The following is a 15,738-nucleotide window of genomic DNA, read 5'->3' as shown; positions in this document are numbered from 1 at the left end:
AAAAGACGCCTTCCGTTTCCACGATGCAGTGGAGATGGAAAGCGTCTTTTTTCATGTGGGCGGCAATATTGATCTTTCCATGAATAAACACCTTCATTCGAGGCTGGTGTGCTTCACCTGCTCATCATTCTTCCTCTTCCTCATTCAATGCGATTCGCTGCAGGGTGCTCTTTCTTCTCCAATAGAAGAATAGTCCTGCAAGCACAGCACCGAGCAGCACGCTTCCTTTAAAACGGAGGTCTGTGCTCCCCCACCATAACGGAAGCATGAGCAGAACCACACTAATCCCCAGCACCTGGCGTGTCAGCGCAAGGACTGCAGAGGAGCGCTCCTCTCTAGTCACGGGATACAGCTTCAGCCATACATCATGACGATGCAGCTGAAGGATCGCCTTGGATTGGGCATGAATCGCAAGCAGGAAGAAGAGCAGCAGAAGCGCGCTCCATACCGAATGTTTTGTCCACCATAATAGAATAACGCCAATCACCATAAGACGCACAAGAATCCCAAGCAGTTCACTGCGAACAAAGGTCTTGGTCAGCAAATACCGATAGGCGTATGGCTTCTGAAAGGCATACCGATTCCCGAGCCCATTCAGCCATGGACGACTAAAGCGGCGCTCATTCATCGTTGGCAGGTCCACAAAGCCGCTTAGAAAGGTAAAGATGCGATTGCGATGTACTTGTTCCAGAGCATTATGCTCCTCCCAAGGGAAGCGAAGCTTCGGCATCTTCCACACAACAGCCATATAAAGGAGTCCGCTTACTCCTGTTACAAGGCCGGCAGTTCCAATATCGAGCCAGAGCCAGCAGGCAACAGCTCCCCAAGACCATATGTACCGAATAAGTCGAGCGATCAGCTTCAGCCTGGAATCATGCATATGACGCTCTCCCCACGCACCATAGGCCGTTACGAGCTTCATTAGCGCAAAGGCAAGCAAGAGGAGCAACAATGGCTTTGGAGCCTGATCCGCTCTTGAATAGAGCGGCCAGTACACGAGACACAGCACGAGAAGCAGGCTAAGTCTTGGTGTAAGGCTGTAGCGAATGCTCCGCTTTATGTAGCCATTCATGCGATGCTCGATTCGAAGCAAATAGCCGAGATCCGCAGACTGCAAAAAGGTACGATAAGTCATATACGCAACGCTAGGGGACAGCAAGATCCAGCCCAGTTCACGTACAGGGAAGCCAGGCGGAATGTGATCCAGAAAGGATGCGTAGAGCGCCGTGCCCCCTATAAAAGCAAAGGCCAGTACAAATCCAAGGCCGCTCTGAATGACATAACCAAGATACGGGATAACCTCGCTCCAGAATTCATTCACTCGGTAGCGCCAGAGCTGTTCCGTATTGGACAACAGTCCTGCCTGAAATTTCGGAGCGCGAACCTTTCTATCTAATCGCGCCATAGCAGGTCCCCACCGTCTTCTTCATCATTAGCCCCAACCCAAGCATAGAACACATCCTCAAGCCGCTCGCTCTTGGCAGCACTTCCTCCACGGGCAGCAAGCTGTTCACGCAGTTCATCTGCTGTGCCCGAAGCAAGAACACGCCCTTGATGGAGCAGCACAAATCGGTCGCAGTAATCTTCAATCGTAGACAGAATATGTGAGCTCACAAGCAGGGAAGCCCCTTCCCCCTTCATTCGCTTCATAAAGGTTAATAGCGAGCGAATTCCAAGCGGATCAAGACCAAGAAACGGTTCATCAATCACATATAGCGGCGGTCTCACCGCAAACGCGCTCATTAGCATCGTCTTTTGACGCATGCCCTTTGATAAGTGCTGCGCTGCTTTATCCAAATGAGGCGTCATATGAAACAGCTTCGCAAGGTGCTCAAGCCTCTCTTTAAATACAGACTCTTCAATACTATAAGCACTTGCCGACCAAATTAAATGCTCTCTTACTGTTAACGCATCATACAGAATAGGAGATTCAGGCACATATGCCATGCTTGCCCGATATTGCTCTGGCTCCTGAACCAGCGTTTTTCCTCCTATGCGAACTTGCCCGGCCTGAGGCTCTAAGAGTCCTAATATATGCTTCATCGTGGTGCTCTTTCCCGCACCATTAAGGCCAATAAGTCCGACCATTTCTCCAGGCTCCAGGGTAAAGCTGATATCATGCAGCACCGGTCTGCCAATGCTGTAGCCACCTGTTAATTGATTGACTTCCAATAGTGGATTCATGTAAACGTTCACCTCTGCTTCTATTATATCGGCTTAAGAAGAGAGATGCGAACGGAACACATCCACCCCCTCGAACAACATGCAAACAAGCTGCCACGATTTGTGTGGCAGCTTGTCTTATCAATCAACTTCATGAATCGTATAACTTCATTTAGCAGAATACAATTACTAAATGCTCAAGAACCTAAGGTGTCGTAGTGCCGCTTTGCTCCGTCGTGGAACCTTCACTTGTTCCTTCTGTTGCTCCCTCAGCTCCGCCTGCCTTCTCTTCAGCCTTCTTGCGCTTGCCTTCATCCAAAGCTGTTTGCAGCTTTTGTTGGAGCTCTTGTACTGCTTCATCTACAGACTTCGTGTCCTTCACAATCGCATCAAGCGTATCATTAAGCCCTGTGCTCATCGTCATATAGAAGTCTTCAGGGATATCCTTGTTCGAATACAGGTTGTAGAACATGTTCTGTGTGGCAGATGGAGCAAGCAATGTAAATGCCTCAGCATTCTTGCCAGACAGTTCCTTCACAAAGGAAACGCGCGTTGGAAGCTCTCCATACGACATCTTGGAATTGATTTTAGCAATCTTATCACTGTTAATAAATTTAATAAGTTCCCATGCTTCCCGCTTGTTTGCCGCTTCCTGATGAATACCCATAATATTATAGAAACTAACGGATGGTGATTGATCTGGAGTCGCGGGGTTAACCGGGACCGTCACCATCTGCCAGTCAAACTTTTTCAGCTCTTTATCATACTTGAATTGATTGTCAATCTGATTCGCATACCAAGAGTACTCCAACACCATGGCTGCTTTGCCTTTCGCGAACATATCATTATTGCCTTCCATAACGCCGTTCTCTGGACGCTGAATCGTATAAATCGTTTTATTGCGAATGTTGTCCGCAACCAGCTTGAAGGCCTGCTTCCATCCATCGGAATTCATAACCACCTGCTTGCCGCTTGCATCAACCGGACGAAGCTGCATCGTATTCACGACATTCATGAGATACTGCGATGCATCCGCATACTGGCTGTAAAGACCGTATACTTGATCCTCGCCCGATCCGATCTGATTGAACCGAGCCGCAAGGTTCAAGACCTCCTCCCAAGACATCTTGTGAGTCGGAGGCTCGATATTGTGCTGCTTGAAGAGATCTGCGTTGTAGTAGATCGCTTGTGCACTATATGTAGGAGAAAGTCCGTACAGATTGCCGTTGCCCATCTCGCGAAGCGATTCGACAAGGCCAGGAAGCATATCGTCCAGCTTATATTGCTCCTGCTGAATGATCGGATCTAAATTATACAAGATCCCTTCCTCTGCGAATTTTTTAAGATTCTCCTGATCCAGCATCAGGACATCCGGCTTTTCTTTATTCACAAAGTCAAGCATCGCCTTCTGAGGATCCTTCTGAAACTCTTCATTCGAATACATATCATTTGTGCTGACGACTTCGATCGCAATATCCGGATACTCAATCGCAAAATAAGCGCCATATTGGCGATAGAATTGATCCTCGTCATAGTACATGACACGAAGTGTGCCTGTCCCGTCCTTAGGCAGCTCTGGGAGCACTTCCTTCTCTCCTGAGCATGCTTGGAGCAACGCCGTCATCATTAAAAGCACACAACACAAGGTGACTGACCATTTCTTCGAGTAACGCGATGACAAAATAATACCCCCTTATACAAATATATACAAATGAGTATAAGGGTATATGTTCATGATGACAAATGACAAAACTGTAAACGGTTGATATGAAGGGTTGTGAACCCTTTTCTACGTACAGCATGCAAGCAATAAGCGGAGAGCAATTCTACTGCCAATGAATAAGGGCAAAGATCTCTTCAAGCAACCGTTCCTTATGATCAAAGTTCACCCTCTAATCAAAATGCTGACGGAAACAGCTGATACTTTCGAAATCTATGCCCTTATATTCACGTTATTTAATAATACCAATATGCTTAATGATAGGTGTATTCCCAGTTGACCGCCGCTACTCGATATGAATCTTTCGCTGCTTCAGTCTCTTATTCGTGATCGTACGCAGAAGCGTATAAAGCACGGCAAATGCCGGAATACCGAGCAGCATGCCCATTAATCCAAACAGGCTGCCGCCGATGAGCAGCGCCATCAATACCCATACCCCTGACAAGCCGATCGAGTTGCCGACAACCTTCGGGTAGATCAGATTGCCTTCAATTTGCTGAAGAACCAGGATAAAGATGATGAACCAGAACGCTTTGGGCGGGTCGATCATGAGAATAATAAATGCGCTTGGAATCGTACCAATATAGGCCCCAAAGATTGGAATCACGCTTGTTACGCCCACAATAACACTAATGAGCAGCGCATAAGGGAATGAGAACAGCGTCATGCCGATGAAGCACAAGCATCCAAGGATCAATGCCTCAGTCAATTGCCCTGCAATAAAACCGCTGAACGCCTTATTCGTGATGGTGCTGACCTCAACAGTCTTGTCTGCCTTTTCCTTAGGAAGAAATGCATACAGAAGCTTCTTGCAGCTGCGAATAATATTCTCTTTGCTAAGCAGCAAGTATGCGGACAGCATCAGGCCCATAATGACATTGATAAAGCTCGACGTGAAGTTCTTGGTAAAGGTCAAGACGTAAGGAATGATATTAACCATCCATTCTCCGACCTTCTGCATGATTTCATTCCAGTTGAATGCGATGCGCTCCAATGCCTCGCTCTCCAACGGCACTTGCTTAATCAAGCCTTCAATCCAGACCTTCACGGATTCCATCGAGCTTGGAATACTGTTCATCAGCATGGACAAGCTCTCGAACAGCTGCGGCAGAATAAACCAGGCTAACAGGATAAAGACAACAAAGGTCGTAATGTAGGTTAGCATCAGTGATACAGGACGTCTAAATCGGTTCCACACGGGATAATTGCGTCGATTAAGAGGAGCAAAGATACGCTCCTCATAGAGCTTCATCAAGATGTTAAGCACATAAGCGATCGCAATCCCCAGCAGAACAGGATTCAATAAGCCTGATAGTTCTAAAATAAAATTTTTCACTGTATTCAGGTTCGTTAATAATAAATACAGGACGACCGTATAGGTCGCAATAATCAAATACCTTTTAATATCATCAAAGGGCTTCTTTTTATTTTCCAATATCTAAGCTCCTTGTCTATTCTTCATATGTTTTGTTCCAACACCAACAATGAAGCTAGCATGCATAGCTTTCGTGCGATTATTTAGACGGAGACGAGCCGCGCTTCTCCTTCAACCATTTTGGCGCACCCTTGTTCTTGCGATCACGGTGACGATCGCTTTTCTTGTTGTCAACACTCTTTACTGCAGCATTGCGCTTAGGCTGAGGCTTAGCAGGCTTCTTCATTTGTTCTACCGGTTGAACATGACCATTGTTAAACACCTGCTCATGCATCACAATGTTCAATTGCTTTTGGAATTTGCGCATAATAAAGCGCTCCTTCTCCGTGATCAGGTTGACGGATACCCCCTTGCGACCCATTCGACCTGTTCGACCTGCTCGATGCACATAATGCTCGGCATCGATTGCTGGCTGCAGGCTGAATACAAATGGCAGCTCCGGAATATCAAGGCCCCTTGCCGCCACATCTGTCGCAAGCAGCAATTGGAACTCCCCTTCACGGAACTGGCGAAGCACGCGCACACGCTCCTGCTTAGGTGCATCTCCATACAAGGAAGCTACGGACATCTTGGCAAAGCGAAGCTTTGCTTCCCATTCTCCAATCATGCTCGAGTCATTCACAAACACAAGCGCGCGCTTTGGCTCCCAGTGGCGCACGAGCTTGCGAAGCATGTCGATCTTCTCCCGCTCCTCCGTCACAAAGAAGGAGTGAACGATGGTATCCGCGACACGCTTATCCGGATCAATCCCGATGTATACCGGATCCTGCATCCATTTGTCCGCTAGTCCACGCACCTCATCGGGAACCGTCGCGGAGAAGAACAGCAGCTGACGATCTCTCGGCGCTCGGTTCAACACGATGTCCATGTCCGCTCCGCCGCCCTGCTGAAGCACATGATCCACTTCATCGATCACGATTATGCTAACCTCATGAATCTTTAGCTTCTTCATCTCTACAAGCTCACGAATGCGCCCAGGCGTACCAACGACCAGCTCTGGACGAAGCTTCAGCTTGTCCACCTGACGATGAAGAGCTGCTCCCCCGATCAGTGGCAGAACACGAATGTCTGTTGATTCCACGAGGAATTCCGCCTCGCGTACAATCTGCATGGCAAGCTCCTGAGTCGGCGCAACCACAACAGCCTGCGTGCGCTTCTCTTCAGGACGAAGCTTCATAAGTACGGGCAATAAATAAGCTAATGTCTTGCCGGTTCCCGTCTGGGATTGAGCGAGGACATCTCTGCCGTCCAGTGCCGCAGGTATCGCTTCTGCTTGAACCGGGGAGGCTGTAGTAATCTCACGCGTATTTAAGCGCGCTACATAATCCTCGCGTATGTGTAATTCTGAAAATGTTAATGTCAAATCCATCGTTCCTCTCTAATCGCGATGCCGTAATATTTCTATGCTTCATTATAACGAAAACAGGTCCGATCCTCCAACTTTCTTATCATGGAAGGATATGCTAACCTTAGTATAGCTCATCTTGCACCCTTTTAAGATGAGCTTTTGCAAAACCATATGAAGGAGGAATTCATCATGAGTCAATCATGGGATGCACAAGCAGAAACCGCATTTGACGGCTTGCTTCAAAAATATACCGAGTTACTAATAGGAAAGGACGACCCGGAGAGCATTGAAATGATCAAAAAATGGGCGATGTTTAATCATATCCATAAAACGATGCCTAACCTCATTCGTCACTGGCACGACAGCCATCCTGAAGCAAAGGCTGCGATGAGGGGCATCTTCGAGGAAGTCAAATCCCTAAACGAAGTTCTCCGTCAGGCTGGAAAGCAGGAGTAGAGCATCAAGGTCGAGATAGGACAGAGCATGATATTGAGAGGAACGAAGATTAAAGCCAATACTTCGCCTTCTGTTTATTCTGTCCATGTGTACCAACGAACGTCCAATGCCTTTACTATCGACAAAAGGTCCGCAGCTAAGAAGGAACAGGATCAAGCAGCGTATACTGGCTGCTTGGTGATCCATGCTTCACAAACTTTAGCTGCGGACCTTTATATTGGTAACCTTTTACTTCTTATTCAGTACCTTAGCAGCAACCCCGCTTGATAGACGCGGGAACAGCTGCATCAGCTTCACGCCAAACGAAGCCAATCCTGGAAGATCAGCCTCCGTCCGGCCTTTTTCGATCACGGATACTATCTTCTTTGCCACACGCTCTGGAGGCATGATAAACCATCGAACATTATTTACATACTGGCCTGAAGGGTCCGCCTTGTCAAAAAAGGGCGTATCGATCGGTCCTGGGTTGATCGCAGAAATCGTCACGCCCGATTGAGCGAGCTCCATGCGAAGAGAATTCGTAAAGCCGAGCACCGCATGCTTGGATGCCGAGTACGCGGTTGACTTCGGTGTCCCGATCTTGCCCGCAATAGAGGCGATATTGACGATATGCCCTTCGCCGCGAGCAAGCATAGAAGGCAGAACCGCCTTCGTGCAGCGCACAACTCCCATATAATTGACATCCATCATCTCTTCGAATTCCTGAAGAGTTAGATCCATCGCGGTCTTGAACAACCCGAAGCCCGCATTGTTAATGAGCACATCCACTCGTCCATGCCGCTCTAGAATGCCTTCTAGAACCATATGGATCTGCTCATTATCGGTAACATCGAGCACCACGCATTCATGGGGTCCCGTGATGCCTTGTGCTGCTTCTCGAAGCTTGGCTTCCGACCGTGCAGCTAGAATGGGAATCCCACCAGCCTCTGATATGTACTTTGCCGTCAATGCGCCAATACCACTTGAGGCGCCTGTAATCCATACGACTTTATTCCGTAAGCTCATTGTCACGCTCTGCCTTTCTAGCCGACTCGCATCAAGACATCGAACCGACCGATATGTTCGAGGTGCAGTGGAACGGTCATCACGCTCGCTTGACCCAACGCTTCGCTTCTTAATAGCAACGGAGGTGTAATATCTACGATGATGCCTTGATTATATAACAAGGTGGATGCATTGCCGCTAATCATATTGCTTAGCTCTGAGATTGCACTCTCCCCCATCATGTCCAAAGACTCAAGAGGGTAGCCTCCCATCATGGCAGATGCCATCTTCACCGCGACTTCCTCACTTAAACCAAACGCTATTTCGAACGACAATTGACCAGTAAGTCCGATCTTCACTAGAAGATCATGATCTCCGCTCCATACGGCCATCTCCATCTCACCGCGCTCAGGGCGAACCTGTACGACCTGTTCAATAACCGAACAAGCAGAATGAAGAAATGGGTTCATCCATTCAGCTTCCATATATAATTCTTCGCCCCTTCCGACATCAAATCAGTCTAATCGACATGCATCGAACTCATCCTTTTATGATGTTAATGACTATTATACTGAAAACACGAATAAAGAACTAGATAAATCAATTAAATATCCAAAACGTCCTATACTCGAAACGATTCACAATACGCCGAAAGAAGCAAAAAGGACGGGAAGTCCCGTCCTTTGATGCCAATTATTTCAACAAGTCACGCTTCATTGCCTTGTACACAAGCTGGGAGAACAAGCTGTTGGACCAAGCAAACCATTTGCGCGTGAAGATCGTTGGATCATCAGAATGGAAGCCCTCATGCATAAAGCCTGTATCTGCGTCAGTTGCTTCAAGCATGTTGACCATAGCCACCATTTCTTCATCAGTGCTTGCTGTCAAGCCCTGCATCGACAACGCCATGTGCCATACGTAGCCGTCTGGCGTATGCGGACTGCCGATTCCCTTCGCCGCTTTTCCTTCGAAGTAATAAGGGTTGTCCTTGCTAAGGATAAATTGGCGTGTATTTTGATACACTTCGTCATCGCTGCCAACATATCCGATATACGGGATACCGATCAAGCTTGGCGTACCTGCATCATCCATCAGGCAGAAGTTGCCGTAGCCGTCTGTCTCATAGGCATAGATGCGGCCGTATTTCGGATGCGTTACGACACCATACAGCTGGATACCGTGGTTGATCTCATCTTCGAGCTTCTTCATCTCTGCAACAAACAGCTCATCGCGGAAGCCGTAGCGAGCAATTTCTTGCATTTGACGCAAGCTTACAACCGCAAACATGTTCGAAGGAATATTATAATGGAAGTCGCAAGCATCGTCAGAAGGACGGAAGCCAGACCACGTCATGCCTGTATAGTTGACCGGCATCCCCATGCCATCATTGCGGAGCGTGTCGATATCCGGACAGTTTTCACGGTTAAAGCGATAAGGCGATTGCTCAAAGTGGCGCTGCTCCACCTTCCACAGGTCCACAATCTTACGCATCGCGGTTTTAAAGTTGGTATCGAAGATATCGGTAAGGCCTGTTTCTTTCCAGTACGTATAAGCAAGACGAATCGAGAAGCAAAGGGAATCAAGCTCATATTTGCGCTCCCATACCCATGCGCTCATATCCGTTTGGTCATTTGCATCCCAGTGCCAGTCATTCGCAGTCTCGTTGAATGCATTCGCATAAGGATCAAGATTAATATAGTACATATGGCGCTTAATCAATCCGCCAATAATGCGTTGAAGCTCTTTGTCTTCCTTCGCAAACGGTACATAATGGATAACCTGCTCAACGGAATCACGAAGCCACATCGCAGGAATATCTCCTGTGATGACAAACGTTGTGCCGTCTTCCATCAGCTTCGTTGTCGTCTCAAGTGTATTTGGGAAGCAGTTTTTGAACAGCTGCAACAGCTTTGGACGGTGAGCAAGCTCTTTCTCAGCCTCAGCAAGCACCTGCTTTACCGCTTCTGGCAATTCAAATCTAGGCATATCGATCTTAGGCAGTCTAAAATTCTCCATGATTTCTCCTCCACATTGTTCTATCGTTGTCTATTTAAGTAGATAGGTCATGATAGCGATAACCCCATAACATCTCTTAGTTTACATGTATACGCTCTCACTGGCTAGACCTTAATCATCGTCTATTTCTCTGAAAAATATTGTACAAAAGGATCATGCGCTTCATGCATCCATCGCTCCAGCTTCTGCTGCATCTCCTTCACTTTCACGCTATACTGCGAATCGTGGGCAAGATTTGTTGTTTCCCAAGGGTCATCCTTGACAAAGAACAGCTGAATCTCATCTGTGCCTTCTCCACTGTGAGAAGACTTGCGATAACGAATATACTTCCACGCTTCATCCTTTACCATACGCTGCGTATCTTTATATAAGGAATACACGGTATCGCGGAACGGGGCTTGTCCAGATTGTTGAGCAGCTGCCGCCATGCTCCGACCTTCAACAGATAGTGGAGTTAGGACATCCGCTAACGCGCATAGCGTTGGGAAAATGTCCATTTGCATAACCTGACCAGACGGCTTCACGCCCTCTCCTATACCTGGTCCGCTCATGATCCATGGAATGCGAACGCTGTGCTCATATACATTCTGCTTGCCCATAAGCCCATGCTGTCCAACAGCAAGCCCGTGGTCTGAGGTATACACAATAATCGTATGCTCAAGCTCATTCTTCTCCCGTAGCTTCTCTATTAACCGCCCGATCTCAGCATCCATATGAGATATCATCGCATAATAATCGGCCACCTCATGCTGAACGTCCTCGCGATTTCTTGGTACAGCCGTAAGATGCTCATCCCTTACCTGCATTTCCCCATTGTCAAAAGGATGCTCCGCCCACATATTCGGCGGCAGCGTTAAGCATGCTGGGTCGTACATCGATGCATAAGGCTCCGGTGCAGTTCTCGGATCATGCGGCGATGTATACGCTACATATAAGAGGTAGGGTTCCTCACGTTCATAGCGATCCAAAAATTCAACCGCTGTATTTGTAAACAGCTCTGTTGAAAAGGTAGTCTCTATCGTTTTCAGCGAGGCGTGATATTCCCCTGTTGGATCATAAGGATATACAGGCACCTGGCGATGCTCGCTCATTCCGCCAAAGAAAATATTTTTTCCATTCTCAAAGCTCCGCTGAAAGCTCGCTTTATCGTTGTGCCATTTTCCAACCGCATAAGTATGGTACCCGCTTCGTCTGAACGTCTCGCCGAGCGTTGCTCGATTACTGCCGATGGTCAGCTTCTCCATCGTGTCCTCTAAGGATTGACTGACCGTTGCCCCCATAATCGTGCAGCCGCTATTCAGGCATGCCCGGCTTGGTGCGCACACCGCTCCATCAAGTCCACCATTAATGTAAGTATGCGAGAAGCTGACTCCTCGTTTTGCCAATTCATCAAGCACAGGAGTCTTTACATCTTCATTGCCGTGCCAGCCAATTGCTTCGTAACGATGATCGTCAGCAACCAGTATGATCACATTGGGCTTGCGACCTGCTTCCATTAAGCATTCTCCCCTTCTACACGCGAGTAGCAATGACTGCTTGCATGGTGATGAAGTTACCTTGCACAAAGCTTACATCTATCATCACACAGGGATCATACGATGTAAATGCAAACCCTTTCATCTTCACGAAAACGTAATCATTTTACAAAGCTTTTATCCCCCTTTCATCCAAAAAACGGTATGCTTATAGGAATGGGGTTTACCTGTTATTGAGAAGGAGACGTGTAACTATGCCTAATATTTGGACGCATCTAATCTTTGGTCAGGAACTGCTCGCGGAAGCGAATCTCGACGATTGGATTCGTACAGAAGAGCAGCAGCATGTATTCAATATGGGATGTCAGGGGCCTGACTTCTTGTTCTATCATAACTTTCTGCCTTGGGAAAAAGGTAAAACGATGAATGAGCTTGGGAGCGCTATGCATAACGAGCAGTGCGGACCTGTGCTTCTTAATCTGCTTAGCCATGTTCGATCCAATGATCGCGCTACAGCGCTGTATACCCTTGGCTTTTTGCTGCATCATATTCTTGATCGCCATATGCATCCATACGTCTTCTCTCGCTCTGGCTCACGCAAATGGGATCATCAGCGCTTTGAGGTGTTGATGGATACTCACGTTGTGCGAGAGAAGCTGCAGCTTGAGACGTGGAATACGCCTGTATGGAAGATCATTGATATTGGCGGAACGCTTCCTGATGGTGTCCTTGCTGGCTTCAACCGCGTGGTCCATGCCTATTACCCCGCCTTCAAGACACACATACCAGAAGGGGCTTGGAATAAAGCAATACAAGATATGATCAAGGTTCAGAAGCTTTGCTTTGATCCCTATGGCTGGAAGCGAGCATTGACTTTCTATCAAGCAGAAGCTCTTGTCTACAAGCGGAACCCTCCCCGCTATGATGTTCTGAATACGAAGCATCGCCCTTGGCTTGATCCGACGGGTACAGGAGAGACATACAGCACCTCCGTATGGGATATGTGGGAAACTGCGCGGGCCGATGGGCTGCAAGCCATCCACGCCGTAATTGAGCTATGGGATATAATTTGGCATCCCCACTTCCAGAGCCATCAAGCTTCACGCAATCATGCCTATGCGAATCTTGAGCGTATTATTGGCAATCGTTCCTATGAGACGGGGCTAGATCTGTCAAGCAATCGTCCAATCACGGTGGAAGATCCAATCTGGTCAGAAGCAAAATAGCGGATGGAATCGTCACATATCTTGCCGAACAATGGTAAAAGCTAGAGATAAGGGTTACATTGAATTGAATAGTAGCAAATGACCCAACTGTCAGTGCCAATGCCGCTTGAGGATTAATGCCAGACGACAGTGGTTATATAGTAGTAAATGCTCATATAAACATAAATACATACGATAGGAGTTGGATGCTGGTGGACAGCCACGAACGCGAATCACAGCAAGAACAAGCCTTCCATACGCTCACAGTCGAAGATAGCCTTGCACGCTTGAATGCAAAGGTACAGGGCTTGGAAAGCTCAGAAGCAAAGTCTCGGCTTGAACGATATGGCAAGAATATGCTTCAGGAAGCAAAAGGAAAAACATTGCTTCAAAAGCTGCTTGCCCAGTTCAAGGATGTGATGATTATCATCCTGCTTGTCGCTGCTGTGATCTCAGGCTTGCTGGGTGAATGGACAGATTCCATTATTATTGTCGTGGTCGTATTGATCAATGCCATCTTAGGAGTTGTACAGGAAAACAAAGCCGAGAACGCACTTGCTGCTTTGAAGCAAATGTCCTCGCCAAATGCTCAGGTTCGGCGCGGCGGGCAAACGATCACGATCAAAGCCGAGGATCTTGTTCCAGGCGATATCGTGCTGCTCGAAGCCGGAAATGTTGTGCCTGCCGACATGCGATTAATCGAGGTCGCTTCCTTGAAGATCGAGGAAGCTGCACTTACCGGTGAGTCCGTTCCCGTTGAGAAAGAGCTGGCTCCCCTCGATAAAGCGGATGTTGTTATCGGTGACCGTGTCAACATGGCCTACATGAGCAGCAACGTCTCCTACGGCCGCGGCGTTGGCGTCGTTACGGGCACGGGCATCAGCACCGAGGTCGGGAAGATCGCGAACTTCATCTCGCAAGAGGAAGATGAGATCACTCCGCTTCAGAAGAAGCTGAATGAGCTTGGTAAATATTTCACGATCATTATCATTGTCGTTGCGGCTATCATGTTTGGCATCGGATACTTCGAGGGCCGTGAATGGCTGGATATGCTGCTCACCTCCATCTCGCTTGCGGTCGCAGCCATTCCTGAAGGCCTCCCTGCCATCGTTACCATTATCTTGGCGCTAGGCGTGCAGAAGATGGCGAAACGCAAATCCATCATTCGCAAGCTGCCTGCAGTTGAGACGCTGGGCAGCACAGAGATTATATGCTCCGATAAGACCGGTACGCTTACGCAAAATAAGATGACCGTTCAGCAAGCTTATATCGGCGAGCATGCGACGGATGCCGAGAAGACCATACTTGGCCATACGGATGGTGATCGCTTCCTTTATATTATGACACTGTGCAACGACTCCAAAATTACCGAGGAGGAAGGAAATACACGCTTCATCGGTGATCCTACGGAGACTGCACTTATCGACTATGCGCTTAAGCAAGGCCTGCATAAACACAAATTAGAAGCGCAGTACCCTCGTGTAGCCGAGCTGCCTTTCGATTCCGACCGGAAGCTCATGACAACGATTCATGATATGCACGGAGAAGACGGTACTCCGCTTCGTATCATGACAAAGGGTGCGCCTGATGTGCTTCTAGAGCGTTGTACGCATATCATCAGAGACAGCAAGGTCGAGCCGTTAACCGAAGCGCATCATAAAGAGATTGCCGCGGCCAACAAGGCAATGGCAGACAGGGCCCTGCGCGTGCTTGCCGCAGCTTATCGGGACATCGAGAAGCTGCCAGAGGGCCTAAGCTCTGAGAACGTTGAGCAGGATCTCATCTTTGCTGGTCTCGTTGGCATGATCGATCCGCCGCGCGAAGAAGTGAAGGAAGCCGTTCGCATCTGTAAAGAAGCCGGCATACGCCCAATTATGATCACGGGAGACCATCGAGATACAGCGGCTGCGATCGCGAAGGAGCTTCATATCATTGAGGACGATACGGGCGTATTGACGGGCAGCGAGCTGAACCAGATCGAGGAGAAGGATTTCGAGGAGAAGGTCACACAATATTCGGTCTATGCCCGAGTGTCCCCTGAGCATAAGGTTCGAATCGTGCAGGCATGGAAAAAGCGTGGCAAGATTGTTGCAATGACAGGCGATGGCGTCAACGATGCCCCTGCTCTCAAGTCTGCGGATATCGGGATTGGGATGGGAATCACCGGTACGGATGTATCGAAAGGCGTATCTGATATGGTGCTTGCCGATGACAATTTCTCCACCATTGTCGTTGCCGTGGAAGAAGGGCGCAAAGTATACAGCAACATAAGAAAGTCCATTCAGTTCCTGCTCTCGGCGAATCTTGGCGAGGTGTTGACCCTATTTATCGCAACGCTTGTGAACTGGAAGATCCTATTCCCGATTCACATCCTTTGGATCAACCTGGTGACCGATACGCTGCCTGCGCTTGCTCTGGGCTTTGAGAAGGCGGAGAACGACATCATGAAGCAGCCGCCACGCAAATCATCGACAAGCGTATTCGCGGATGGTGTCGGCGCTGGCATTATCTATCAAGGGATCTTAGAGGCTGCCTTAACCCTCTTCGCCTATTGGTGGGGCCATACACATTATTCCGAGCCCCATGCCGTTACGATGGCCTTTGCGACCCTTGGCTTGATCCAGCTTACACACGCCTTCAACGTTCGCTCGAACCGGAAGTCGCTGTTTACGATCGGCTTCTTTTCGAACCGCTATTTGAACGGTGCTGCCGTCATCTCAGGACTGCTGGTCATTCTCGTTATCCTGCTTCCATTTATGAATGACCTGTTTAGTGTCGTGGAGTTGAATCTTGAGCAGTGGCTTATCGTCATCGGATGTGCAATTGCGATCATTCCTTTGGTTGAGATTGTGAAGCTCTTCGTTCGCTTGTCCGGCAAAAAATAATCAGCGATAGAACGAAGATGTTACATTAAAAACAAACATCCCCATCGTAGA

Annotated in this window: 12 protein-coding genes; 3 read left to right on the top strand and 9 right to left on the bottom strand. The window is 48.2% G+C overall.

Annotated features, from left to right (window positions below):
* Positions 1-124: 124 nt before the first annotated feature.
* From I2H74_RS19010 to I2H74_RS18990, 5 genes are all read right to left on the bottom strand, one after another.
* The gene (locus I2H74_RS19010; protein WP_195575816.1) at positions 125-1,405 is read right to left on the bottom strand and encodes an ABC transporter permease; all 1,281 of its coding nucleotides are present in this window, start codon (positions 1,403-1,405) and stop codon (positions 125-127) included.
* On the bottom strand, positions 1,393-2,184 hold the full coding sequence (locus tag I2H74_RS19005; RefSeq protein WP_195575815.1) for an ABC transporter ATP-binding protein: 792 nt from the start codon (positions 2,182-2,184) through the stop codon (positions 1,393-1,395). Before I2H74_RS19005 ends, I2H74_RS19010 begins: the two co-directional genes overlap by 13 nt.
* A 184-nt stretch (positions 2,185-2,368) precedes the next feature.
* Entirely contained in the window at positions 2,369-3,844 is a 1,476-nt protein-coding gene (locus tag I2H74_RS19000; RefSeq protein ID WP_195575814.1) for an ABC transporter substrate-binding protein, read from the bottom strand.
* A 325-nt stretch (positions 3,845-4,169) separates the two neighbouring features.
* Positions 4,170-5,318, bottom strand: a complete 1,149-nt coding sequence (locus I2H74_RS18995; protein WP_195575813.1) for an AI-2E family transporter — start codon at positions 5,316-5,318, stop codon at positions 4,170-4,172.
* A 79-nt stretch (positions 5,319-5,397) separates the two neighbouring features.
* Positions 5,398-6,687 carry a DEAD/DEAH box helicase gene (locus I2H74_RS18990; RefSeq protein WP_195575812.1) on the bottom strand — a complete coding sequence of 430 codons (1,290 nt, stop codon included), beginning with the start codon at positions 6,685-6,687 and terminating at the stop codon, positions 5,398-5,400.
* A gap of 168 nt (positions 6,688-6,855) precedes the next feature.
* Here I2H74_RS18990 and I2H74_RS18985 point away from each other — a divergent pair, with 168 nt between their 5' ends.
* Positions 6,856-7,122 (top strand): DUF2573 family protein, encoded by a 267-nt coding sequence (locus I2H74_RS18985; RefSeq protein WP_195575811.1) that lies wholly within the window; start codon positions 6,856-6,858, stop codon positions 7,120-7,122.
* A 228-nt stretch (positions 7,123-7,350) separates the two neighbouring features.
* Here I2H74_RS18985 and I2H74_RS18980 read toward each other — a convergent pair whose 3' ends face one another.
* From I2H74_RS18980 to I2H74_RS18965, 4 genes are all read right to left on the bottom strand, one after another.
* Positions 7,351-8,127 carry an SDR family NAD(P)-dependent oxidoreductase gene (locus I2H74_RS18980; protein ID WP_195575810.1) on the bottom strand — a complete coding sequence of 259 codons (777 nt, stop codon included), beginning with the start codon at positions 8,125-8,127 and terminating at the stop codon, positions 7,351-7,353.
* Positions 8,128-8,144: 17 nt separating this feature from the next.
* Positions 8,145-8,591, bottom strand: coding sequence for a chemotaxis protein CheX (locus tag I2H74_RS18975; protein ID WP_195575809.1), 447 nt, complete (start codon positions 8,589-8,591; stop codon positions 8,145-8,147).
* A 208-nt stretch (positions 8,592-8,799) separates the two neighbouring features.
* Positions 8,800-10,122, bottom strand: a complete 1,323-nt coding sequence (locus tag I2H74_RS18970; RefSeq protein WP_195575808.1) for a glycoside hydrolase family 125 protein — start codon at positions 10,120-10,122, stop codon at positions 8,800-8,802.
* A 122-nt stretch (positions 10,123-10,244) separates the two neighbouring features.
* On the bottom strand, positions 10,245-11,618 hold the full coding sequence (locus I2H74_RS18965; RefSeq protein WP_195575807.1) for a sulfatase-like hydrolase/transferase: 1,374 nt from the start codon (positions 11,616-11,618) through the stop codon (positions 10,245-10,247).
* Between the two features lie 233 nt (positions 11,619-11,851).
* Here I2H74_RS18965 and I2H74_RS18960 point away from each other — a divergent pair, with 233 nt between their 5' ends.
* Both I2H74_RS18960 and I2H74_RS18955 read left to right on the top strand, forming a co-directional pair.
* Positions 11,852-12,823, top strand: coding sequence for a zinc dependent phospholipase C family protein (locus I2H74_RS18960; protein ID WP_195575806.1), 972 nt, complete (start codon positions 11,852-11,854; stop codon positions 12,821-12,823).
* A gap of 191 nt (positions 12,824-13,014) precedes the next feature.
* Positions 13,015-15,687: a calcium-translocating P-type ATPase, SERCA-type gene (locus I2H74_RS18955; RefSeq protein WP_324254108.1), complete on the top strand. Its 2,673-nt coding sequence runs from the start codon at positions 13,015-13,017 to the stop codon at positions 15,685-15,687.
* Positions 15,688-15,738: the final 51 nt, after the last annotated feature.

Source organism: Paenibacillus sp. 1001270B_150601_E10, assembly GCF_015558675.1.
Lineage (GTDB): Bacteria > Bacillota > Bacilli > Paenibacillales > Paenibacillaceae > Paenibacillus_B.
This window is presented reverse-complemented; position numbering and strand designations above follow the sequence as displayed.